The following is a 22707-nucleotide window of genomic DNA, read 5'->3' as shown; positions in this document are numbered from 1 at the left end:
GTGTACGTAAGCGACAGCCGCGCCACACCGGCGGCGTCCGCCTCCCGGACAGGTTCCGGGCGGCGGGCCGCCGTGGCGCCCACCGTCCTCGCCCTCGGGTCCGTCAGCCTCATCACCGACATCTCCTCCGAGATGGTCACCGCCGTCCTCCCGCTCTACCTGGTGGCCGGACTCGGACTCTCCCCCCTCGGCTTCGGGCTGCTCGACGGCCTCTACAACGGATTCAGCGGACTGGTCCGGCTCGTCGGCGGGCACCTCGCCGACCGCGGCGGACGGCACAAGGCCGTCGCCGTCTTCGGCTACGGGCTCTCCGCCGTGTGCAAACCCCTTCTCCTGCTGGCCGGTTCACTGCCCCTCATCGGCGCGGTGCTCGCCGCCGACCGCACAGGAAAGGGCCTGCGCACCGCACCGCGCGACGCCCTCATCTCGCTCGCCGCACCTCCGGAAGCCCGCGGACGGGCCTTCGGGATCCACCGGGCCATGGACACAACAGGCGCACTGTTGGGGCCACTTGCCGCCTTCCTGATCCTGCACTTCGCCGCCGACGGGTACGACGCCGTCTTCACCGTGAGCTTCTGCGTGGCGGCGCTCGGTGTTCTCGTACTGGTCCTGTTCGTGCCCTCCTCGCGCCCCGAAAAGCCGGCGCCCCGCACCGCGAGCAACCCCGCCTCGCTCCGCGCGGCCGTCGGTCTCCTGCGCAGCCGGGACGTGCGCCGACTGGCCCTGTGTGCCCTGCTCCTGGGCCTGGCCACGGTCAGCGACTCCTTCGTCTATCTGCTCCTCCAGCGCCGGCTCGGCGTTCCCGACCGCTGGTTCGCCCTCCTCCCGCTCGGCACTGCGGCCGCCTTCCTGCTGCTGGCCGTGCCGCTCGGGCGGCTCGCCGACCGGGTGGGCCGCGGGCGCGTCTTCGTCGGCGGACACCTGGTGCTGCTCGCCGCGTACGGAGTGCTTCTCTCCTCCTGGCACTCCGCCGCCCTGCCGTACGCGGTCCTCGCCCTGCACGGCTGCTTCTACGCGGCCACCGACGGCGTCCTGATGGCGGCCGCCGCCGAAGCCGTACCCGCCGAACTCCGCTCCAGCGGCATGGCGTTGATCCAGACCGGCCAGGCCTTCGCCCGCTTCGCCTGCTCCTTCGCCTTCGGTGCCGCGTGGAGCGCCTGGGGCGACCGGTCGGCGCTGCTCGCCGCCGCCGGACTCCTCGCCGTGTGCGCGGCGCTCTCCGCCGCGCTGGGAATGACGACCACAGGAAAGGCCGCAGCATGCCCGCGCTGACCCTGCGCAACAAGTTCCTCGTCCTGCTCGCCGCGGTCCTCGTCCTGTCGGCCGTCGCGGCCACCACCCTGCTCCACGCGAGCGACCGGGCGGCGCGCAAGGACCGGGCGCAGCCCGGAGGCCCCCGGGTGGTCGCCGGACCCGTGGCGCTCGTCCCGGCCGCGACCGGGCGGCGCATCGTCTTCCGGAACATGGCATGGGGGCCGCACCGGGACGAACTCGCCGGCGTCCCGGCCACGGCCCCGGCCGGGACACGTACCGCCTCAGGGGTGAAGTGCCTGCGCTTCTACGCCGCCGCAGGCACCGGAATCTGCCTCCAGGCCGAACACGGCGCGGTCCAGGACAGCTACCGCGCCGTACTCCTGGACGCGTCGCTCCACGAACGCGCCCACTACGCGCTGCCCGGCATCCCGACCCGTGCCCGCGTCTCACCCAGCGGCCGCCTCGTGGCATGGACCGTGTTCGTCGGCGGCGACAGCTACGCGGGCACCAACTTCTCCACCCGCACCGCCGTGCTCGACACCCGCACCGGCCGGTTCGACGCCTCCCTGGAGGACTTCCGGGCCGTACGGGACGGGCACCGCCTGCGCGCCGCCGACCTCAACTACTGGGGCGTCACCTTCGCCGACGACCGGCACTTCTACGCCACGATGGCGACCGGCGGAAAGACCTACCTCGTCCGGGGCGACCTGACCACGCGCACCCTCACCACCCTGCGCACCAACGTCGAATGCCCGTCCCTGTCGCCCGACGGCACCCGGATCGTCTTCAAGAAGCGCGTCCCCGGGCTGTCCGCCGACGCCCCCTGGCGGCTGTACGTCCTCGACCTGCGGACCCTGCGCGAGAAGCCGCTCGGCGAGACCCGCAGCGTCGACGACCAGGTCGTCTGGCCCGACAACCACACGGTCGTCTACTCACTGCCCGGCGACTACGGCGCGGACCTGTACTCCGTACCGGCCGACGGCTCCGGCGGCCCCCACCGGTTGCTGGGGGCCGCGCTCTCGCCCGCGTACCTCTGACGTCAGCTCTTGGGCATCAGAACGGTGTCGACGATGTAGACAGTGGCATTGGCGGTCGGGACGTTGCCGCAGACGACATTGGACGTGTCGTTGACCTTGTACGAGGTCCCCGAACCCGACGTCGTGAGCTTGCTCTTCTCCAGGGTGTCGAACGAACCGTTCTCCAGCTGCTGCGGTGCGAGCTTCTGGCCCACGACGTGGTACGTGAGGATCTTGGTGAGCTGGTCCTTGTCGGCCAGGACCTTGTCGAGGTCGGCCTTCGGGATCTTCGCGAAGGCGTCGTTGGTCGGCGCGAACACCGTGATGTTCTGCGCGCTGTTGAGGGTGTCGACCAGACCCGCCTTCTTCACCGCGGTGACCAGGGTGGACAGGGCCGGGTTGTTCGAAGCGGCGGTCGCGACCGGGTCCTTCGCCATGCCGTCGAAGCTGCCCGCACCGTCCTTCGGTACCGACGCGCACGCCGTGCCGAACGGCTTGTCCATGGAGGCCGCGTCGCCCGAGGCGGTCGCCGCCGGCGTGTCCGACTTCGCGGTCTCGCTGCTCGAAGCGCTGTCCTTGCTGTCGCTGGAACAGGCGGCCAGAGCGAGAGGCAGGACCGCGGCTGCGGTCAGGGCGACGGCGGCGCGGCGGACACGAATGGTGGTGCTCATGGTTCTCTCCTTGCGGGAGTGGACTTTGGGAGGCATTCGGAGCCGCGCCCCGGACGGTTTGGTCCGTCACCCGATCGGGTCGGTGCCCCTGCCCGGCCCGTACGATCGCTCGGGCCGATTGCGCCACCCCGAACGAACTGGAGCCCTCCCATGACGCCGTCCACCGCGCTCGGACGACCCGTGCCCGATTTCACCCTCCCCGGCGGCCGGCTCACGGACGGAGAGTTCGTACGGAGCGAGTACGCACTCTCCGCCCAGCGGGGCCGCCCGCTGGTCCTGGCCTTCTACCCCGGCGACAACACCCCTGTCTGCACCAAGCAGTTGTGCTCCTACTCCAGTGGGTTCGAGGCCTTTGAGAAGCTGGGCGCCGACGTGTGGGGGATCAGCCCCCAGGACGTCGACAGCCACGAGGCGTTCGCGCGGACCCACGGGCTGCGGATGCCGCTGCTCGCGGACACGGACCGCGCCGTGGCCCGGATGTTCGGCATCGCCGTACCCGGTCTCGGACTGCGGCGGTCGGTGTTCCTGATCGACGGGGACGGCACGCTCAACTGGAAGCACGTCGCCCTCCTCGGAGCCACGTACCAGTCGCTCGACAAGCTGACGGAGCGACTCGCGGCGCTCTGAACGGGTGAGCCGACCAATCCGCGCGGGCCGCTGACACGGATAGCCCGTGTGAGCAACGAACGGAAGTCATCGCGGACCTGGAGCAGACTGCGGCTTGGCGGACTGGGCGCACTGAGCGGGCTGCTGGCGGGATACGCGGCGCTGGCGGTGGCCGAACTGGTCTCCGCCGCCGTGCGTCCCGAGTCGGGGCCGGTCGTGGCGGTGGGCGGTGCCGCCATCGACCGGACCCCTCCGGCGGTCAAGGACTGGGCGATCCGGCACTTCGGGACGAACGACAAACTCGTCCTCCAGTTGGGCATCCTCGCCGTACTCACCCTTCTTGCGCTGGTCCTCGGTGTGCTGGCGGCCCGCTACCAGCGCATCGGATCGGCCGGAGTACTGCTCTTCGGCGTCGTCGGCGCACTCGCGGCCACCAGCCGTCCCGACTCCACGAGCGCCGCGGACGGACTGCCCTCGATGGCCGGGGCCGTGGTGGGAGCGGGCCTGCTCTACTGGCTGGCCGGACGTCTGCGCCCCCGAGAACACCCGGAGGGCGCCGCACCCGACTGGGACCGCCGGGGATTCGTCATCGCCGCCACGGCCGCCGCCGTCGCCTCGACCGGGGCCGGAGTTCTGGGGCGCTCGCTGAACAGCTCCAAGGGCCGGAGCGCCGTCGCCTCCCGCAGCCGCGTCGTCCTTCCCGCTCCCGTCTCGGCCGCCGCTCCGGTGCCCAGGGGAGCGGAGCTGCGGATCAAGGACATCAGCCCGTTCATCACGCCCAACGGCGACTTCTACCGGGTCGACACCGCCCTCGTGGTCCCGAAGGTGGACGCCACTGCCTGGAGCCTGCGCATCCACGGCAAGGGTGTCACCCGTGAGTTGAAGGTGACCTTCGCCGATCTGCTCGCCATGCCGCTGATCGAACGCGACATCACCCTGACCTGCGTCTCCAACGAGGTCGGCGGCCCGTATGTGGGCAACGCGCGCTGGATCGGCGTACGGCTGGCCGATCTGCTGTCCGGTTGCGGTGTGCGACCGCCGTCCAAGGGCGGCCCCGCCGACCAGCTGGTGGCACGCTCCGTGGACGGGATGACGATCGGCAGCCCGGTCGAGGACGTGATGGACGGCCGTGACGCGATGCTCGCGCTCGGGATGAACGGACGGCCCTTGCCGTTCGAACACGGCTTCCCCGTAAGGATGTTGGTCCCCGGGCTCTACGGGTACGTGTCCGCCTGCAAGTGGATCAAGGACATCGAACTGACCACCTTCGACGCCTACGACCCGTACTGGGTGCGGCGCGACTGGGCCCGCCGGGCGCCGATCAAGACCGAGTCCCGTATCGACACCCCCAGGCCCTTCGCGCGGCCGAAGGAAGGAACCGTGATGGTCGCCGGTGTCGCCTGGGCCCAGCACCGCGGCATCGACAAGGTCGAGATCCAGGTGGACGACGGGCCGTGGGAGCAGGCGGATCTGGCCGCCGAGGACACGCGCGACACCTGGCGCCAGTGGTCCTTCCCGTGGCGGGCCACCCCCGGCGGACACACGCTCACCGTCCGGGCCACCGACCGCACGGGCGAGACGCAGACGGAGAAGCGGACCCGGACCATCCCCGACGGCGCCAGCGGCCGGCACTCGGTGTTCGTCACGGTCGGCTGATCCGGCGACCCAGTGCCCATGACAAGTTACTTACTGGCAAGTAAGGTCAGGGGCCGAGGATCGGAGTTCTTCATGGCCCGCACGTTCACTGTCTCGCGCAGCATCCTGGTCGAGGCATCACCCTCGGCGGTGTACGAGCAGATCAGCCGGCCCGCGCAGATGGGGCGCTGGAGCCCGGAGAATCTCGGGGCGACCCTCCCCGGACCCGATGCCCCGGCCCAGGTGGGCCTGGTCTTCGAAGGCCACAACAAACGCGGTGTGTTCCGCTGGACCACCCGCTGCACCGTGACCGAGGCCGAGCCGGGCAAGGTCTTCGCCTTCCGGGTCCATGCGATCGGGCTGAAGCACCCGCGCCTCAAGGCCCCCATCGCCACCTGGGAGTACCGCTTCGAGGAGGCCGGGGGAGCGACGCGGGTGACGGAGACCTGGACCGACGACCGCCGCTCCTGGCCCACGGTGGTGGCCAACACGTTCGACCGGATCGCCACCGGGGGCCGGACCTTCGCCGCGTTCCAGGTCGGCAACATCGACCGGACGCTGCGCGGCATCAAGCGGGAGCTCGACGCCGCGCCGCGTCCGTGACGGCTCAGGGGTAGGAGACCACCGTGGACGGCACGGTCGACGTGCCCGACGTGGCGGAGCCGATGTCATTGATGACGTGCTCGTACTGGCCCATGCCGCCGAGCGAGACGACCAGCAGGCCGTGGAACTTCACGCCCGGGGTGTTCGGCGCCGCGAACCCGTGGTCCTGACGGATCGTCGAGTCGGCGGTGAAGTTGCAGTAGCTTCCCAGACCCCAACCCTCATGGGCGGTCACCGAGTCGGCGACCTTGTACGCGGCGAATCCCTTCACGCTTCCGTCCTGGACCGCGGCCTGGTTGGGGGCGTCGTACGCCTTCTCGTTCTGGAAGAAGACCGTGCGCCCGCGCTGGCCCAGCCAGTGGACGTCGTACTTGTTGAAGTGCTCGACGAACAGACCGGTGGCCAGGACGTCGTCGCCGTTGACGACGAGTCCGTAGTCCGCCCGGTTGGTCTCCCAGCCGACGCCCGCGCCGTGGTCCGCACGCCAGATCCAGGTGTGGTCGATGATCGTGTGGCGGCTGTTGACGACGATGCTGGTGGTCGCTTTCCCTGCGCCCGCACCGCCGATCCTGACGAAGACGTCCTGCACGGTGATCGGGTCGGCCGAGTGGTCGGCGGCGGCGCCCTGGGGGCCGATCTCCAGCAGGGTCGGGGAGTTGACGGGGCCCGCGTCGATGAGGAATCCGGCGAGCCTGACCCCGTTGACGTCCGCCACCTTCACCGCGGTGACACCGTTGTCGGGGATCAGCGTGGCGTAGCCGAGCCCGAGGACCACGGTGCCCGCGCGGTCGACCTGGACGGGTGCGTCGAGGTGGTAAATGCCGGGCGTCAGAAGGAGGTTGAGGCCCTGGGACAGTGCGGCGTTGAGGGTCGCGGCGCTGTCGCCGGGCTTGGCCACGTAGAACTGGCTCAGCGGCAGCGAGGTGCCGCGCGGGGTGCCCGCGCCCCAGGTCGTGCCGCGTGCGTTGGTCCGCTGCTCGGGCAGGAACACCTTGTAGTCGGCGCCGTCGAGGTAGAGGAACGGCTTCTCACGTGAGACGGGTGTGGTGTCGAGCGTGGTGTACGGCGGGTTGGGGAAGCTCTGGGCGGGTGCGCCTTCGACGCCCGAGAACACCATGTTCCAGACGGCGTTGATCCAGCCGCCCACCGTGCTGTCGCGGGTGTACCACTGCTGCTGGGAGTACGGCCCGACCTGCCCGTCGATCCGGGAGTCGGCGATGTAGCCGCCGCTGGCCCAGCCGTAGCCGTTGGGCGCGAGGTTGAGATCGCCCTTGATGTGCATACGGCGGAACGGGGCAGCCTGCGCGACCGCCCACCGGTTGGTGCCGCTGACCGGCTTCAGGGCGAGGTTCTCCGCGGAGCGCCAGAAGTTCTGGGTGGCGTTGCCGTTGAACCAGCCGGCGTCGACCGTCACATCACCGTTGATCGTCGTGTCGTCGGGGGAGAGGCCCAGACCCGCGATCGAGGTGTAGAAGCCCAGTTGGGCGTTGAGCCCGTTGTACGTGCCCGGCTTGAACAGGAACGCATAGCGTCCCGTGCCGAACTGCGCGGACTCCTGCTGGGCGAAGACCTCGTCGAGCCTGGCCTGGATGCCCGCGGTGGAGGGGTCGAAGACGATCACGTTCGGGCCGAGGTCGCCGCCGCCGGGGAGGTCTGCGGCGGCGACCCGTACGGAGGATTCCGCGGAATCCGCCGAAGCGGGGCCCGCGAGGGATATGAGGGCCGGCGCGGCGGCCGTCGCCGCGATCGCGCCGAGCACCGCCCTGCGGGAGGTCGAGCTGTCCGTGGGGGGAGTGGACATGAAGGTTCTCTCCTGGTTCAGGACTTGAACGGATGGCATGTGGGGGAGCGCTCTCCTGGGGTCGAATGCTTCATCCGTGTGAACGATGCGTCAAGAGTTGGGTCCGGAGTCGCTGAATTTTTACGGGAGTTGGCGACAGCGTGCATCGCACGGCTCGTAATGAGACGTTCATCGACTCTTGACACGGTCGCGTCATCGCCGGAACACTCCGGAACCAGGGAGAGCGCTCTCCCATTCGCCTCGCTGCATGAGAGCGCGCATTCCGTACGGCGGTCCCCGGGCGCTGGAGCAGCTTCCTGGGACCGCCTCCAACCCCCCTCGAGGTTCCGTACTGACATGGCAGGAGGTCTCCATGGCACGGAGATCGAAGATCGTCTCAGGGTTCCTGATATCCGGCGCGCTCTTGCTGACCTCGCTCGGCGTGGGCGGCATGGCGATGAACGCCAACGCGGCCCAGGGATCGAAGAGTTCGGCCGAGCAGCCCGCGGCCGTATCGCATGCGGGTCATGTGATGGCGGCGTCCACGGTCGCCTCCGGGGACGACCCGGACGGCGACGGCTACATCCCCGCCAACCCGCCGGTCACCGGCGTCGACCCCTCGACGAAGGAGCCGCCCCACGCCTACTTCCACGAGTTCCAGGCGCACTGCACGGTGACGCACACCAAGCCGGACGACCCGATCGTCTACCCGGGGCAGCCCGGCAAGTCCCACGACCACACGTTTATGGGGAACACGACCACGGACGCCAACAGCACCACGGCCTCCCTGGACTCGGGCCCCACCACGTGTCTGGCACCCGGCGACAAGTCGGGGTACTGGATGCCCACCCTGCTCAACGGCAACACGCCGGTGCTCCCCGTGGGCGAGCAGACCATCTACTACAAGGCGGGCGTCACCGACTACACGAGCGTCAGGCCCTTCCCCAAGGGGCTGCGGTTCGTCGTCGGCAGTCCGATGCAGACCGCGGACGAGTTCCGTCACCACCCCGGATTCGTCGAGGGATGGGAGTGCGGCACCAGCTACTTCAACACCGAATTCCCCGCGAGCTGCCCCACGACCCCGGACACCCAGCTCAACATCCGCTTCCAGGCGCCGAGTTGCTGGGACGGAAAGTATCTGGACACGCCGGACCACAAGAGCCACATGGCGTACCCGATCGTGGTGCCCGGCACGAACAACAACGCATGCCCGGCGGACCACCCGGTGGCCCTGCCGATGATCGAGTTCAAGATGGCCTTCCCCGTCAACGGCGACATGTCGCAGCTCAGGCTGGCGAGCGGTACGGGCCACTCCTTCCACTACGACTTCTTCAACGCGTGGGACGACCGCACGCTGAAGGCGATGGTGGACCACTGCGTCGTCGGAGGACTGCAGTGCGACCCGCGTGGCTACGACCAGAACCACCCCGAGGCCGGAGCCGCGCTCAACGAGAACTACGAACTCCCCTGACCGGGAGCGGTATCTGACAGGGCGTGTCCCCGGGCCTGTTCGGGCCCGGGGAGCGCTCTCCCCACCCCCACTTTGTTCACCCCTCCCCCCCACAAGGAGACCAGGCATGTACAGACCCCACGCATCCCGCCGCCGCATCGCGGCGCCCCTCACCGCGGGACTGCTCGCGGCGGGCGCGCTCGCCCTGCCCGCCCAGCACGCGCACGCCGCGGGCACCGTGGTCAAGGTGACGGGATCCCAGGGCAACTGGGAGCTGAGCGTCGACGGCGCCCCGTACCAGATCAAGGGCCTGACCTGGGGGCCGTCCGTCGCCGACGCCGAGAAGTACATGCCCGATCTGCAGTCGATGGGCGTCAACACGATCCGGACCTGGGGCACCGACGCCACCAGCAAGCCGCTCTTCGACTCGGCCGCGAGCCATGGTGTGAAGGTGATCGCCGGCTTCTGGCTGCAGCCGGGCGGAGGTCCGGGCAGCGGCGGCTGCGTCAATTACCTGACGGACACCGACTACAAGAACCAGATGCTCGCCGAGTTCCCCAAGTGGGTGGACACCTACAAGGACAACCCGGGCGTGCTGATGTGGAACGTCGGCAACGAGTCGGTGCTCGGTCTGCAGAACTGTTACAGCGGCGACGAGCTGGAGAAGCAGCGCGACGCCTACACCACCCTCGTCAACGACATCACCAAGAAGATCCACGCCGTCGACCCGAACCACCCGGTCACCTCGACCGACGCATGGGTCGGCGCCTGGCCCTACTACAAGAAGAACGCCCCCGACCTCGACCTGTACGCGGTCAACTCCTACAACGCGGTCTGTGACGTCAAGTCGGCCTGGGAGCAGGGCGGTTACACCAAGCCGTACATCGTCACCGAGACCGGACCGGCGGGCGAGTGGGAGGTCCCCGACGACGCGAACGGCGTTCCCGACGAGCCCACCGACCAGGCCAAGGCCGCCGGCTACACCAAGGCCTGGAACTGCATCACCGGGCACAAGGGCGTCGCGCTCGGCGCCACGATGTTCCACTACGGCACCGAGTACGACTTCGGCGGCATCTGGTTCAACCTCCTCCCCGCGGGCCAGAAGCGGCTCTCGTACTACGCCGTGAAGAAGGCGTACGGCGCCGACACCAGCCACGACAACACCCCGCCCGTCATCGCGTCGATGAGCGTCGACGGCGACGCGTCCAAGGTCCCCGCCGGCGGCGACCTCACCCTCAACACGCAGGTGAGCGACCCCGACGGCGACCAGATCTCCTACGAGGTCCTGGTCAACAGCAACTACATCGACCAGAACAAGGCACTCACCTCCGTGCCGGTCACCGACCTCGGCGGAGGAAAGCTCAAGGTCACCGCACCCGACAAGCCCGGGGTGTGGAAGGTCTACGTCAAGGCCACCGACGGCAAGGGCAACGTGGGCGTGGAGACGCGGTCCGTACGGGTCGTGCCGCCGCCGGTGGACGGGACCAACATCGCGGTGGGCAAGACGGCGACGTCCTCCACGTACCAGCCCGGCAGCGGCGACTGCCCGTGCCCCGCGGCCAACGCCGTCGACGGAAAGAACGAGACGCGCTGGGCCAGTGACTGGAGCGACCCGCAGTGGCTCCAGGTCGACCTCGGCACGAGCCAGTCCTTCAAGCACGTGCAGCTCAACTGGGAGACGTCGTACGCGAAGGCGTACACGATCCAGACCTCCGACGACGGCCAGAACTGGAAGACCGTCCACGAGGAGGCCAACGGCAACGGAGGTGTCGACGACTTCGACGTCAGCGGCACGGGCCGCTACGTCCGGGTCAACGGCACGGCGCGCGGCACCGGATACGGCTACTCCCTCTACGAGTTCGGTATCTACAGCTGATCCGCTTCCCCCGAGGCTGCCCAGGGACCCGGCGTCCCTGGGCAGCCTCGGCTGCTCGCGCGCGGGCGGACGCCGGCCGCCGGCCGCCGACGATGATCTGCGGGATTCCGTGAGCGCATTGACACGGATCACTGCTGTTCCCGATCCTGTGGAGAGCGCTCTCCGGAAGCGCGACAGGGGAGGGAGCGAGGATGACCGACGAAGAGATCGCACGCCTGGCCGAGAAGCTGAGCCTGGTGCAGAAGGTCCGGCTGCTGACCGGGGCCGCCACATGGCGCACCCATCCGGAACCGGCCGTGGGTCTGGGGGAGTTGGTGACCTCGGACGGTCCCGCAGGTGTACGGGGACAGGCCTGGGACGAGCGCAGGACCTCGGCCCTGCTGCCCTCGGCGTCCGCACTCGGCGCGATGTGGGACGAGACGATGCTCGAGCGGCTCGGCGGGCTGCTCGCCCAGGAGGCCCGGCGCAAAGGCGTGCACGTCGTCCTCGCACCCACCCTCAACCTCCACCGCTCGCCGCTCGGCGGCCGCCACTTCGAGTGCCTGGCGGAGGACCCGGAACTGGCCGGGCGTACGGGAGCCGCGCTCATCCGCGGGATGCAGGCGCACGGCGTGGCCGCCACCGCCAAGCACTACGTCGCCAACGACTCCGAGACCGACCGGCTGACGGTCGACGTCCGGGTCGGCGAACGCGCCCTGCGCGAGGTGTACCTGGCCCCCTTCGAGGCGGCCGTCGAGGCCGGTGTCTGGGCCGTGATGTCCGGCTACAACAGCGTCAACGGCGCCACGATGACCGCCAACCCGCTCCTCGCCGAACCGCTCAAGGGGGAGTGGGGCTTCGACGGACTCGTGGTGTCGGACTGGGGGGCCGTGCGCACCACCGTCGAGACCGCGCTCGCCGCCCAGGACCTGGCGATGCCGGGACCCGACGGCGTCTGGGGCGAGCGCCTCGTGGAGGCCGTGGAATCCGGCGAAGTCCCCGTGGAGGCCGTCGACGACAAGGTCCGCAGACTGCTGCGCCTCGCGGAGCGCGTCGGCGCCCTGGGCGACTCCCGCCCCGCACCGCCGCCCGGCTCCGCACGCCCGCGCAGACTGCTGCGCGAAGCCGTCGCCGCGGGCTCCGTCCTGCTGCGCAACAACGGCGTACTGCCCCTCGACGCCGACGAGTTGAGGACCGTCGCCGTCATCGGCGTACATGCCTCGCAGCCCAGGTCCCAGGGCGGGGGCAGCGCCGGCGTCTTCCCGACGCGCGTGGTCACCCCTCTGGAGGGCATACGGGCGAAACTGCGCGGCCGCGCCCGCGTCGTCCACATCCCCGGCCCCTCCGCAGGCACCGAACCGCTGCCCCTGGACGTGGACCGGTGCGTCGATCCGCGGTCCGGCGACCGCGGCGTACTCCTGCGCATGCTCGACCAGAGCGGTCGCGAACTCTACGCCGAACACCGCCTGTCCGGGCGCCTGTTGGAGCCCGCCCTGGTCCCCGGCGCGCACACCGTGGAGATCAGTGCGCTGCTGCGGCCCGACACCGGCGGCGAGTGGACGTTCGGGATCGGCGGCTTCGGGAAGCTGTGGCTCGCGGTCGACGGCCGGACCCTCGTCGACGACACCTTCCCCCGCCTGACCGACGATCCGGCCGTCGTCCATGTCGCACCCCCCTGCCAGTACGGACGGACGCACCTGACCCGCGGGCACGCGGTGCACGTCGTGGCCCGCCGCGAACTGGCCCCGGACACCGGGCGCGCCACCGTGGTGACCGCCGCACCACCCGCCCCCGACCCGGCAGCCGCCCTCGCCGAAGCCGTGACCGCCGCCCGGGACGCGGATGCCGTCGTCGTCGTGGTCGGCACCACCGAGGGCAGCGAGTCCGAGGGGTACGACCGCATCTCCCTCGCCCTCCCCGGCCACCAGGACGCCCTCGTCGCCGCCGTCGCCGCCGCGAACCCGCGCACCGTGGCCGTCGTGAACACCGGCGGCCCGGTGGAACTCCCCTGGCGCGACGAGGCGGGCGCCGTGCTCCTGACCTGGTTCCCGGGACAGGAGGCGGGCGCCGGCCTCGCCGACATGCTGTTCGGGCAGACGGAGCCCGGCGGGCGGCTCCCGACCACGTGGGGAGCACGCCTCGACGACGTACCCGTGAGCCGTACGCACCCCGAGAACGGAGTCCTCGCGTACGAGGAAGGCCTGCACATCGGCCACCGCGCCTGGCTGCGCTCCGGACGGCAGCCCGCCTACTGGTTCGGCCACGGCCTCGCCTACACGATCTGGGAGTACGAGGCGATCGACGTCCCCCGCACGGCCCCGGCCGGAGAGCCGTTCCAGGTCCGTGTCCGACTGCGCAACACCGGGCGCCGGACCGGAAAGGAAGTGGTGCAGGTCTATCTGGCCAGGCCCGCCTCGCAGGTGGAGCGCCCCGTGCGCTGGCTGGCCGGATACACCTCGGTGGAGTGCGCCCCGGGCGAGACGGTGACCGCAGTGGTGTCCGTTCCCGGACGGGCAGTGCGGCACTGGTCGCCGGAGGAGCACGGCTGGGTCACGGAGACGGGCCCGTACCAGGTCGCGGCGGGCAGATCCGCGGGCGACCTGCCCCTCGCAGCCGTCGTCGACATCGAAGTTAAGGTGCGGGAATGAACAGACAGCTGCCGACCCTGGAGGACGTGGCGCGGGAGGCGGGCGTCTCGCGTGCCACGGTGTCCAGGGTCATCAACGGCGTACGGAATGTGGACCCGGTCATCCAGGACCAGGTGCGCCAGGCGATCGAGCGGACCGGTTACGCCCCCAACCGGGCGGCCAGGGCCCTGGTGACCCGGCGGGCGGAGACCATAGCCCTCGTCGTGTCCGGCGCGGGCGACGAGGGGGGCGGCGGCCAGAACGCCTTCGCCGCCCGGGTGTTCGCCGACCCGTTCTTCGGGAGGGTCGTGAGCGGCGTGGTCGGCTATCTGCGACCGCGCTCGATGCACCCGGTGCTGATGTTCGCCGAGACGGAGAGCGCACGGAAGCAGGTCGTGAACTACCTGCGCCAGGGCAGCGCCGACGGCGCGCTCGTGGTCTCCACCCACGCCGAGGACCCGTTGCCCGCACTGCTCGCCGCCGAGCGGCTGCCCACGGTGTGCTTCGCCCGGCCCGCCCTGCCCGCGCCGGTCAGCTACGTCGACCTGGCGCACCGCAACGGCGGCCGGATCGCCGCCGACTACCTGCTGCAGCGAGGCCGGCGCCGCGTCGCCACGGTGTCGGGACCGCTGGACCTCCCCGCGGGCCAGGAGCGGCTGGCCGGGTTCCGCGACGGGATGGAGCGCGGCGGCATCCCGTACGTACCGATCGCCGAAGGCGGCTTCACGCTCGACAGCGGGGCGCGGGCGATGGCCCGGCTGCTCGGTGAACACCCGGACATCGACGGGGTGTTCGCGGCCAACGACCTCATGGCCCAGGGGGTCTGCCAGGTCCTCAGGGAACAGGGCAGACGTGTGCCGGAGGACGTCGCCGTCGTCGGCTTCGACGACTCCAGCGTCGCGGTCACCTGCACGCCCCGGCTGACCACGGTCCGTCAGCCGGTGGAGGAGATGGCCGCGACGATGGCGCAGCTGCTCCAGGAGTGCGTCGAGGGAGTCCGTACCGAACCCACCTCGGTGATCTTCGAACCGGAGCTGGTGGTACGGGAATCGGCGTAGCGGGTGGTCAGCGGTCGAGCTCGCGCTGGATACGGCGCGAGGGCTTGAAGACGTAGAAGTCGAGGATCTCGGGCGGCTCCGCCAGGCCGGGGCCGCCGCTCCTGACCCAGGTGACGATGTCCTCGGCGGCGCCGGGGTCGTTCACCAGGCCGAGCCAGACGGGGCGGCCCCCGGCCTTGCGGCCTTCGGGCGAGGGCTGGACGACGATGACATTGGCGCGTTCGCACGCGTCGAGGCAGTCGGCCCGCCGGACCTTCGCGACGCCCGCCAACGAGGCGCGCAGATCGGTCAGTTGGGCCTCGTGGTCCAGGTAGGGGACTTTGACAGCGGAGCCGCAGCAGCAGTCGCGGCACACGGTGACCGTGGGCATGGGGGAGGGGACCCTTCGGAGGGTTGGACATGCGGAACCCGCCGGTGGTGTTCCGGCGGGTTCCGCATGGGGGTGCGCGCGGTCAGTTCACGGGAGCCGCGGCCCGTGCGACGGCCTGGTTCTCCCGGGTCGCCGCGGTGGCCTTCGGGACGAGCAGACGCTCGGCGAGGTGGCCGAAGAGCAGGCCGAAGCCGGTCCACAGGGTCAGCTGGATCCCCAGGGCCGCCAGCCTGAACTGCCAGAGCAGCGTGGCCGGGAACTCCTTCGGGACCTCGTTGACCGAGGGCAGGAAGGCGTAGGAGAGACCGACGGCGACGAGGAAAGCCGCACCGGCGACGACACTCGCGTTCCAGTTGCCGAGACGGGGCGCCAGACGCTTGCCGAGGATGACCGCCCCGACGGTGAGGAGCACGCTGAGCGCGATCATCAGGAAGTACAGGGTGGTGCGTTTGCCGATGGTGTCGGCATCGCCAACGGCCGGCGGATTGGCCGGGTACTTCAGGAACGGTACGACGTACACGCTCACCAGCGCGCCGACGGAGACCAGCGCGGCAGTGGCCCGCGGGCCGAACCGGCCGATGCGCCCCAGTGCGAAGCAGAACGCCAGCGCGGCGATCCCGCCGAGAGCGACTCCGAAGAGGAGTACACCCGTGGCGAGTCCGGCCGTGGACTGCAGCGAGCGGCTGACCAGTTCCTCGCCGTGTTCATGGTGGTGGCTTTCGAGGGCGATGGCCGAGTCCACCCGGGGCTCACCGAGCAGATAGGCCACGACCAGGGCCAGAACGCCGGCCACGAGACCGGCGAGCATGCCGCGCACCAGGAGGGCGCGGACCGATATGGAGTTCACGCGTGGGTACCCCCGGTTCTCAGTGGCAGGGGAAGCCGAGCAGGTGGCGTCCGTCGTGGACCCACTCGTGGACGTTCTCGCCGGAGATCAGCGAAGTGGCGCCCTGTTCGGCGCCGACGAAGTACAGCAGGACGAGCATGAGGATGCCGAAGAAGACCGCCCAAGGGGCAATGGCCTTCAGGGAGATGGGTGTGATGGCCGGGGTGTCGACGGCGCTGGGCGCAGCAGTCTGTGCCATGGCAGAACCTCCTGGGGGAACACGCGTCCCGATCGTGGTGCCTGAGACGAAGGTGCCGGGTCTGACTTCCCGTACGGATACGGGTACACAGTGGCGCGACCGTGCCGGGATCTCACCGGACTTCCGTCACACCTTCGTCATGTCCTCGGGACCGTACCGCCTTACCGAGGTGCTCCGCTACAGCGCAAGGGGGGCGTGCCGGTGCATGCCAACAGCCGTGATGTGCTGGGGGACATGGGCGGTACGGAGCGGAAGGCACCGAAGTGACAGTGCGAGTGATCTTGGTCTCACCGGCGCTCCGTGCGGTCTCGAGCGAGGCTCGGTTCGACGGCGGCGAGGGCTCGGAGGGGCAGGACGACGAGGCCGTACGGAGCGTCGTCCGCTTCGCGGGATCCCTGCCGGCCGCGGACCGGCAGCTGTGCGGCCCCTCGCGGCTCTGCCGTGCGACGGCCGACGCCCTCGGGCTGCGGGCGCGTACCGAACCGGCCCTCGGCGACTGGGACATGGGGCGGTGGCGCGGCCGGCGGCTGGACGAGGTGAGCACGGAGGAGCCGGACGCGGTGGCCCAGTGGCTGACGGTTGCGGGCGCGGCCCCGCACGGAGGCGAGTCGCTGCTCGATCTCTGCGGCCGTGCGGGCGCCTGGCTGGAGGGGCTGTCCGGCGAAGGCGGGCGGGTGGTGGCCGTCGCAGGACCCGCGGTGGTGCGGGCCGTGGTCGTACGGGCGCTGGCGCTTCCCGCGGAGGCGTTCTGGCGGCTCGACGTCGTGCCGCTCACCGCAACGGAACTCAGCGGACGTTCCGGTCGGTGGAATCTGCGCTGCGGCAGCCCACTCGCTTCCTGAGGTCTGTGACAGCAGGGGGTCGAAAGTTACCTTGAGGTATGTAGTGACTTCGTATGCCAGCGGCAGTAGAACCTGTTCTCACTCTAGCGAGAGTGAGGAACGTCACATGAGTGACAATACCTTGCATGGTACAGGTTCCAGAGGAGTCTCGCGCCGAAGATTCTTAGCTGGAACGGGTTCTATTCTTGGGGCTCTGACCCTCTCCGCCCGCGTCACCCCGGCCTGGGCGGACAGCACGGCCGCAACCGCCCCCATCGACTCCGGGGCCCATGTTCCGGTTCTGGTGATCGGCACCGGATACGGCGGCTCGGTCGCCGCACTGCGACTCGCCCAGGCGGGCGTCGACGTGCAGATGATCGAGATGGGAATGGCCTGGGACACCCCGGGTTCGGACGGCAAGATCTTCTGCAACACGACCACGCCGGACAACCGCTCGTACTGGCTGCGCACCAAGACCAAGCAGCCCCTGAGCAACTTCTTCGGCATCCCGATCGACAAGAGCATCCCCAAGTACACCGGGATCCTGGACGCCGAGGACTTCGCGGGCATCACCGTCTACCAGGGCCGCGGCGTCGGCGGCGGTTCGCTGGTCAACGGGGGCATGGCCGTGACCCCCAAGCGCGAGAACTTCGCCGCCATCCTCCCGTCGGTGAACGCCGACGAGATGTACAACACCTACTATCCCCGCGCCAACACGAACCTCGGGGTCGGCACCATCGACCCGGCGTGGTTCGACACGGTCGACTGCTACCAGTTCGCCCGGGTCGGCCGGAAGCACGCCCAGCGGTCCGGATTCCCCTTCGTCTTCGTGCCCGACGTCTACGACTGGGACTACATGAAGCAGGAGTCGGCGGGCACCGTCCCCAAGTCGGCCGTCGCCGGCGAGATCCTCTACGGCAACAACTACGGCAAGAAGTCGCTGCAGAAGACCTACATCGCCCAGGCGAAGGCGACCGGCAAGGTCACCATCTCGCCTCTGCACAAGGTCACTTCGGTCGCCCCGGCGGCCGGCGGCGGCTACACCGTGGTCATCGATCAGATCAACACCACGGGCGACACAACGGTCACCAAGACCGTGACCGCCGACCGGGTGTTCTTCGGGGCGGGCAGCGTCGGAACCAGCAAGCTGCTGGTGAAGCTGAAGGCCACCGGCAAGCTGCCGAACCTGAACGACGAGATCGGCAAGGGCTGGGGCGACAACGGCAACGTCATGTGCGGCCGCGCCAACCACCTCTGGGACCCCACCGGCAAGATCCAGGCGTCGATCCCGTGCGGCGGCATCGACAACTGGACGGCGGGCGGAGCCTTCGCCGAGGTCGCACCGCTGCCGACCGGGATCGAGACGTACGCCTCGTTCTACCTGTCGATCACCAACACCCCCCACCGCGCCTCGTTCTCCTGGAACGCGGCCGCGGGCAAGGTCGATCTGGACTGGCAGCAGGCCTGGAAGCAGACGTCCATCGACATGGCCAAGACGATCTTCGACAAGATCAACGCCAAGGAAGGGACGATCTACCGGACGGACCTCTTCGGGGTCTACAAGATCTGGAACGACACCCTCACGTACCACCCGCTGGGCGGTGCGGTGCTGAACAAGGCGACCGACAACTACGGCCGCCTGCACGGCTACACGGGCCTGTACGTGATCGACGGCTCGCTGATCCCCGGCAACACCAGCGTCAACCCGTTCGTCACCATCACGGCCCTCGCCGAACGCAACATCGAGAAGATCATCGCCACCGACCTGTAGCGATGAGCTGAACCGGCCATATCCGCCACGGCCGTCCGGCCTCGTCCCCGCAGACCACGGTGGACGGCGGCCGGGCGCGCCACGGACTCCGCAGCCCCGCCCATGGCGGAATAGTCCCCCTCGGCACGCGCACATCCCCACAAGCGTGGTTACGTGGGCGGAGCCGGGCCCGGGACGACTCGACGTACGCAGCGCATCAGCGCTGCGCCACGAGAGGATGCTGCGGATGCCCGCGACACCGGCCCTGGTCGGCAGGCTGCTGACCGCAGCCTCCTGGCTGACCAGCCCGCTCGCCCCGGACGACTACCTCGGTCTGATCGACCCGCTGCTCGACGCCCGCCACCCGGCGGCGCGTGTGGCGGCCGTACGCGCGGAGACCCCGGACACCACCACGCTCACGCTGAGGCCCGGCCGGGGCTGGTCGGGGCACCGCCCCGGGCAGTACCTTCCGGTCGGCGTCGAGTTGGACGGCGTACGGCACTGGCGTACGTACTCCCTCACCTCCTCCCCGGACCGGCCCGACCGTCTGCTGACCATCACCGTCAAAGCGGCTCCCGGCGGCAGGGTCTCACCGCGGCTGGCCCACCGGACCCGGCCCGGGGCGGTGCTCCGCATCGGGCCCGCCCAGGGGGAGTTCGCCCTCCCCGCCGTCCTGCCGCCCCGCATGCTGATGTTCACCGCGGGCAGCGGCATCACCCCGGTCATGGGCATGCTCCGTACGCTCATGAGCCGCCGGCCCCCGCACCCCGACGTCGTACTGGTGCACAGCGCGCCGACCGCCCGCGACAGCATCTTCAGTTACGAACTCCGGGTCGCACGGAGGCAGTTGAACTGGCTCCGCTACCACGAGCACCACACCCGCCCGCACGGCAGGCTCACCCCGGACGCCCTGGCCCGCCTGTGCCCCGACTGGCGCGAGCGCGAGACCTGGGCGTGCGGCCCGGCCCCGCTGCTCGACGCGGTCGAGGGGCACTGGGCGCGGTCGGGCCGGGGCGACCGCCTGCACCTGGAGCACTTCGCACTCTCCCCGGTCCTGCCGGCGGGCGCGGACGCCACCGGCGGCCGCGTGCGGTTCACCCGTACCGGCGTCGAAGCCGACGCGGACCCGGCGGCGCCCCTTCTCGAAGTGGGCGAGGCGGCGGGGGTGCCGATGCCGTACGGATGCCGGCGCGGGATCTGCTTCGGCTGTCTGACCCCACTGACACACGGCCGGGTGCGCGACCTGCGCACCGGTGAACTCCACGACCGTACAGGTCAGTTGATCCAGACCTGCGTGACCGCGGCCGCTGGTCCGCTCGCCCTCGATGCCTGAGCGCACAAGGAGCCCCGTGACACTCACCGAGCACACAGAGACCACCGAATACGCCGAACTCACCCCGACCACCGAGGAGGCCCTCGGCCACGAACTCGACCGGATCCGCGCCGAGATCATCGCCGCGCGCGGCGCCGAGGACACCCGCTACATCCACACCGTGATCGCAACCCAGCGCGCTCTGGAGGCGGGAGGACGGGCCGCACTCGCCGTCTCCCTCTTCCCTCCCTCCTGGTTCGCGGGCACCGCCCTGCTCGCCACCGCCAAGATCCTGGAGAACATGGAACTGGGCCACAACATCCTCCACGGTCAGTGGGACTGGATGGGTGACCCCGCGGTCCACTCCACCACCTGGGAATGGGACTTCCTCACACCCGCCGAGGCCTGGAAGCACACCCACAACCATCTGCACCACACCTGGACGAACGTCGTGGGCCGCGACCGCGACCTCGGCTACGTCGTCTTCCGGATGAGTGCCGACCAGCGCTGGCAGCCGCGCCATCTCGCCCAGCCCCTCTACAACTTCCTCCTCGCGCCCCTCTTCGAGTGGGGCATCGCCCTCTACGACCTGGAGCCCGATGCCGTCGCCGCGGGCCGCAAATCCCTGCGTGCCCTGTTCGGCGACCTGACCGGACTCCTCGCCAAGGCCGGCCGCCAACTCGCCAAGGACTACGTCCTCTTCCCGCTCCTCGCCGGCCCCTCCGCACTGCCCTGCCTGCTCGGCAACCTCACCGCCAACACCGTGCGCAACCTGTGGACCCACACGATCATCTTCTGCGGCCACTTCCCCCAGGGCGTCCAGACGTTCACCGAGGAACACATCGACGGCGAGTCGCGCGGCGCCTGGTACCTGCGGCAGATCCAGGGCTCGGCCAACATCGAGGGCGGCCCCCTGTTCCACATCCTGAGCGGCAACCTCGGCCACCAGATCGAGCACCACGCCTTCCCCGATCTGCCGAGCAATCGCTACGCTGAGATCGCCCCGCAGGTGCGTGAGCTCTGCGAGCGCAGCGGCATCCCCTATGTCACCGGTCCGCTGTGGAAGCAGTACGGATCGACCTGGGTACGCATCCTGCGCTTCGCCGTGCCCTCCCGCTGAAGGACAGGGAGCGTATCGGCAACCTCTGAGCAGGACTACGCTGTTGAGTGAGGCTCCAGCCCCCGGCCGCGCCACTCAGCTCCGGCCCCCGGGAGGCCCGCCGTGTTCGTCCTGCTGCTCATCCTTCTCGTCATCCTCTTCGGCTTCGGCTTCGCCAACCCCATCTGGTGGATCGCCGCAGCCGTCGTCGTCTTCGGGCTCGTCCGGTCCGGCCGGGGCCGGGGGAGCGATTCCGAGTACGGCGAGTACCGCGACTACCGGGACCGTCAGGACCGGTGGGACCGCAGGTACCGTCGTCAGCGCCGCGGCCGGTGGAACCGGCAGGACCGCCGGGACAGCGAGAGCCGCCGGTGACCGCAGCGGCCGGTCACCGCGGCACGGGCAGATAGACGGTCAGCGCGCGGACCAGCTTGTCCACGACCAGCGTGTCGGGGGCGGGGCTCACCTCTCCGTCGCGGGAGTAGTCCTCCTCATCGCCCACTCCGCCGATGCGTATCCGGGTCGCGGTGGTCGCCTGGTACACACGGGAGCGGGTGAGGGTGCCGGTGAGGAAGGCCGTGACGAGCCGCGTACGGGCGAAGGGATGGCTGCCGTCCACGAAGCGGAGGTCGAGCAGCCCGTCGTCGAGGCTGCGGCGGTAGGTGGGGGCGAAACCCGGCGGGTCGTAACGGCTGTTGCCGGCGAACAGCAGCCACAGCAGGCGCCGCCTCCCGTCGACGGTGACCTCGCTGGGTGTGCCGTCGGCGAGCACCCGGAGCAGACCCAGGCAGAGCGCGGGCCATTTGCCCAGGCGCGTTTCGCGGGCCTCGCGGGCCCGGACGAGTTCGGGGTAGACGCCGATGCTGAAGGTGTTGAGGAAGTACGTGCGCGAGCCTGCCCCGGAGACCCGGCCGAGGTCGACCGCTCCGCCGCAGCCCGCCTCGACGGCTTCGGCGGCGGACGCGAGGGTGGGCAGCCCGAGGTCGGCGGCGAAGTGGTTGAGCGTACCGGCGGGGAACACCGCCAGCGGCAGCCCGTTCTCGGCGGCCCGTACGGCTGCCGCGTTGACCGTCCCGTCCCCACCGGCCACGCCCAGCGCGCCGCCGCCGTCGAGAACGTCCTTCACCGCCCGGTCGAGTACGGCGTCCAGACCGTCGCCGGCGGCGCAGAGGCGCAGCTCCGCCTCCGGGAGCAGCGACCGCAACTCGACCTCGGCGGGGGCTTCACCGCCCGCGTCACCGTTGACCACCACGATCAGCCCCCGCCCCGCGGGCAGCGCGGGGACGGCGACGCCCGGCCGCGCGGTGTCCGCGGGCGCGTCCCGGTACAGCGGCCACCAGCGGCAGGTCGCCGCGGCGACACCGGCGCCGATGGCGACGCCTGCGAGGACCTGGCCGACACCGTGTACGCCGTGACGTGCACGGGCCACGGTGACCGCCGCGACGACAGGAGCCAGGGTGGCCCCCAGTCGCGACGACTCCAGGGCGACGCCCGCGGTGAACGCGGCAGCGGAGGCGGCGGACCCGGACGGTGACGCCCCGGTGACGGCACAGGCGGCGGAGGCCAGCACCATCGACCCGGCGCCCCGCAGAGCGGCCCGGCGCGCACGGCGGTTGCCCGACATCCCCATTGCGGCGGCCCCGGCCGGCCACAACAGGCCGTAGGCGGTTGTGCGGAGGTCTCCCATGCCGGGCGCGTACCCCCGGCGCTGGTGA

The 22707-nt window shown here is 70.4% G+C and carries 20 protein-coding genes; 14 read left to right on the top strand and 6 right to left on the bottom strand.

All coding sequences use genetic code 11. The annotated features are described in order from the left end of the window. On the top strand, nucleotides 1-1272 hold the full coding sequence (locus OG707_RS01235) for an MFS transporter (RefSeq protein ID WP_329113351.1): 1272 nt from the start codon (nucleotides 1-3) through the stop codon (nucleotides 1270-1272). Next, nucleotides 1269-2291, top strand: coding sequence for a TolB family protein (locus OG707_RS01230; protein WP_329127569.1), 1023 nt, complete (start codon nucleotides 1269-1271; stop codon nucleotides 2289-2291). The genes OG707_RS01235 and OG707_RS01230 overlap by 4 nt, the downstream gene beginning before the upstream one ends. A 2-nt stretch (nucleotides 2292-2293) precedes the next feature. Here the strand turns inward: OG707_RS01230 and OG707_RS01225 are convergent, their stop codons facing one another. Next, the gene (locus OG707_RS01225; protein WP_329113349.1) at nucleotides 2294-2941 is read right to left on the bottom strand and encodes a fasciclin domain-containing protein; all 648 of its coding nucleotides are present in this window, start codon (nucleotides 2939-2941) and stop codon (nucleotides 2294-2296) included. Nucleotides 2942-3091: 150 nt separating this feature from the next. Here OG707_RS01225 and OG707_RS01220 point away from each other — a divergent pair, with 150 nt between their 5' ends. From OG707_RS01220 to OG707_RS01210, 3 genes are all read left to right on the top strand, one after another. Continuing rightward, entirely contained in the window at nucleotides 3092-3568 is a 477-nt protein-coding gene (locus tag OG707_RS01220) for a peroxiredoxin (RefSeq protein WP_329113346.1), read from the top strand. A gap of 48 nt (nucleotides 3569-3616) precedes the next feature. Next, nucleotides 3617-5203 carry a molybdopterin-dependent oxidoreductase gene (locus OG707_RS01215; protein WP_329113344.1) on the top strand — a complete coding sequence of 529 codons (1587 nt, stop codon included), beginning with the start codon at nucleotides 3617-3619 and terminating at the stop codon, nucleotides 5201-5203. Nucleotides 5204-5275: 72 nt separating this feature from the next. Then, nucleotides 5276-5785: an SRPBCC family protein gene (locus tag OG707_RS01210; protein ID WP_329113342.1), complete on the top strand. Its 510-nt coding sequence runs from the start codon at nucleotides 5276-5278 to the stop codon at nucleotides 5783-5785. Between the two features lie 4 nt (nucleotides 5786-5789). Here the strand turns inward: OG707_RS01210 and OG707_RS01205 are convergent, their stop codons facing one another. Further along, the gene (locus OG707_RS01205; RefSeq protein ID WP_329113340.1) at nucleotides 5790-7586 is read right to left on the bottom strand and encodes a coagulation factor 5/8 type domain-containing protein; all 1797 of its coding nucleotides are present in this window, start codon (nucleotides 7584-7586) and stop codon (nucleotides 5790-5792) included. Nucleotides 7587-7938: 352 nt separating this feature from the next. On the opposite strand from OG707_RS01205, the gene OG707_RS01200 reads away from it, so the two are divergent. The 4 genes from OG707_RS01200 (at nucleotide 7939) to OG707_RS01185 (ending at nucleotide 14555) form a co-directional block, all read left to right on the top strand. Continuing rightward, entirely contained in the window at nucleotides 7939-9036 is a 1098-nt protein-coding gene (locus tag OG707_RS01200; RefSeq protein ID WP_329113338.1) for a DUF1996 domain-containing protein, read from the top strand. A gap of 106 nt (nucleotides 9037-9142) precedes the next feature. Continuing rightward, entirely contained in the window at nucleotides 9143-10891 is a 1749-nt protein-coding gene (locus OG707_RS01195; RefSeq protein WP_329113336.1) for a discoidin domain-containing protein, read from the top strand. A 191-nt stretch (nucleotides 10892-11082) separates the two neighbouring features. Then, complete coding sequence (locus OG707_RS01190) at nucleotides 11083-13518, top strand: glycoside hydrolase family 3 C-terminal domain-containing protein (RefSeq protein WP_329113334.1); 2436 nt, start codon at nucleotides 11083-11085, stop codon at nucleotides 13516-13518. After that, on the top strand, nucleotides 13515-14555 hold the full coding sequence (locus OG707_RS01185; RefSeq protein WP_329113332.1) for a LacI family DNA-binding transcriptional regulator: 1041 nt from the start codon (nucleotides 13515-13517) through the stop codon (nucleotides 14553-14555). The genes OG707_RS01190 and OG707_RS01185 overlap by 4 nt, the downstream gene beginning before the upstream one ends. 7 nt (nucleotides 14556-14562) lie before the next feature. Here the strand turns inward: OG707_RS01185 and OG707_RS01180 are convergent, their stop codons facing one another. The 3 genes from OG707_RS01180 to OG707_RS01170 all read right to left on the bottom strand — a co-directional run bounded on the left by OG707_RS01180 (nucleotide 14563) and on the right by OG707_RS01170 (nucleotide 16010). Continuing rightward, nucleotides 14563-14925 (bottom strand): (2Fe-2S) ferredoxin domain-containing protein, encoded by a 363-nt coding sequence (locus tag OG707_RS01180; protein WP_329113330.1) that lies wholly within the window; start codon nucleotides 14923-14925, stop codon nucleotides 14563-14565. Between the two features lie 82 nt (nucleotides 14926-15007). Next, the gene (locus OG707_RS01175) at nucleotides 15008-15772 is read right to left on the bottom strand and encodes a CbtA family protein (protein ID WP_329113328.1); all 765 of its coding nucleotides are present in this window, start codon (nucleotides 15770-15772) and stop codon (nucleotides 15008-15010) included. Between the two features lie 19 nt (nucleotides 15773-15791). Continuing rightward, a complete protein-coding gene (locus OG707_RS01170; protein ID WP_329113326.1) occupies nucleotides 15792-16010 on the bottom strand; it encodes a CbtB domain-containing protein in 219 nt (72 codons plus the stop codon). Between the two features lie 263 nt (nucleotides 16011-16273). Here OG707_RS01170 and OG707_RS01165 point away from each other — a divergent pair, with 263 nt between their 5' ends. The 5 genes from OG707_RS01165 to OG707_RS01145 all read left to right on the top strand — a co-directional run bounded on the left by OG707_RS01165 (nucleotide 16274) and on the right by OG707_RS01145 (nucleotide 21367). After that, complete coding sequence (locus OG707_RS01165) at nucleotides 16274-16852, top strand: histidine phosphatase family protein (protein ID WP_329113324.1); 579 nt, start codon at nucleotides 16274-16276, stop codon at nucleotides 16850-16852. 106 nt (nucleotides 16853-16958) lie between these two features. Next, nucleotides 16959-18602 (top strand): GMC oxidoreductase, encoded by a 1644-nt coding sequence (locus OG707_RS01160; RefSeq protein ID WP_329113322.1) that lies wholly within the window; start codon nucleotides 16959-16961, stop codon nucleotides 18600-18602. Between the two features lie 226 nt (nucleotides 18603-18828). Next, complete coding sequence (locus OG707_RS01155; RefSeq protein WP_329113320.1) at nucleotides 18829-19914, top strand: ferredoxin reductase; 1086 nt, start codon at nucleotides 18829-18831, stop codon at nucleotides 19912-19914. A 16-nt stretch (nucleotides 19915-19930) separates the two neighbouring features. After that, complete coding sequence (locus tag OG707_RS01150; RefSeq protein WP_329113318.1) at nucleotides 19931-21013, top strand: fatty acid desaturase family protein; 1083 nt, start codon at nucleotides 19931-19933, stop codon at nucleotides 21011-21013. A gap of 102 nt (nucleotides 21014-21115) precedes the next feature. Next, on the top strand, nucleotides 21116-21367 hold the full coding sequence (locus OG707_RS01145) for a hypothetical protein (RefSeq protein ID WP_329113316.1): 252 nt from the start codon (nucleotides 21116-21118) through the stop codon (nucleotides 21365-21367). A gap of 13 nt (nucleotides 21368-21380) precedes the next feature. Here the strand turns inward: OG707_RS01145 and OG707_RS01140 are convergent, their stop codons facing one another. Further along, a complete protein-coding gene (locus tag OG707_RS01140; protein ID WP_329113314.1) occupies nucleotides 21381-22679 on the bottom strand; it encodes a diacylglycerol/lipid kinase family protein in 1299 nt (432 codons plus the stop codon). Nucleotides 22680-22707 lie beyond the last annotated feature (28 nt).

Origin of the sequence: Streptomyces sp. NBC_01465, from assembly GCF_036227325.1 — a bacterium.
Taxonomy (GTDB): Bacteria; Actinomycetota; Actinomycetes; order Streptomycetales; family Streptomycetaceae; genus Streptomyces.
This window is presented reverse-complemented; position numbering and strand designations above follow the sequence as displayed.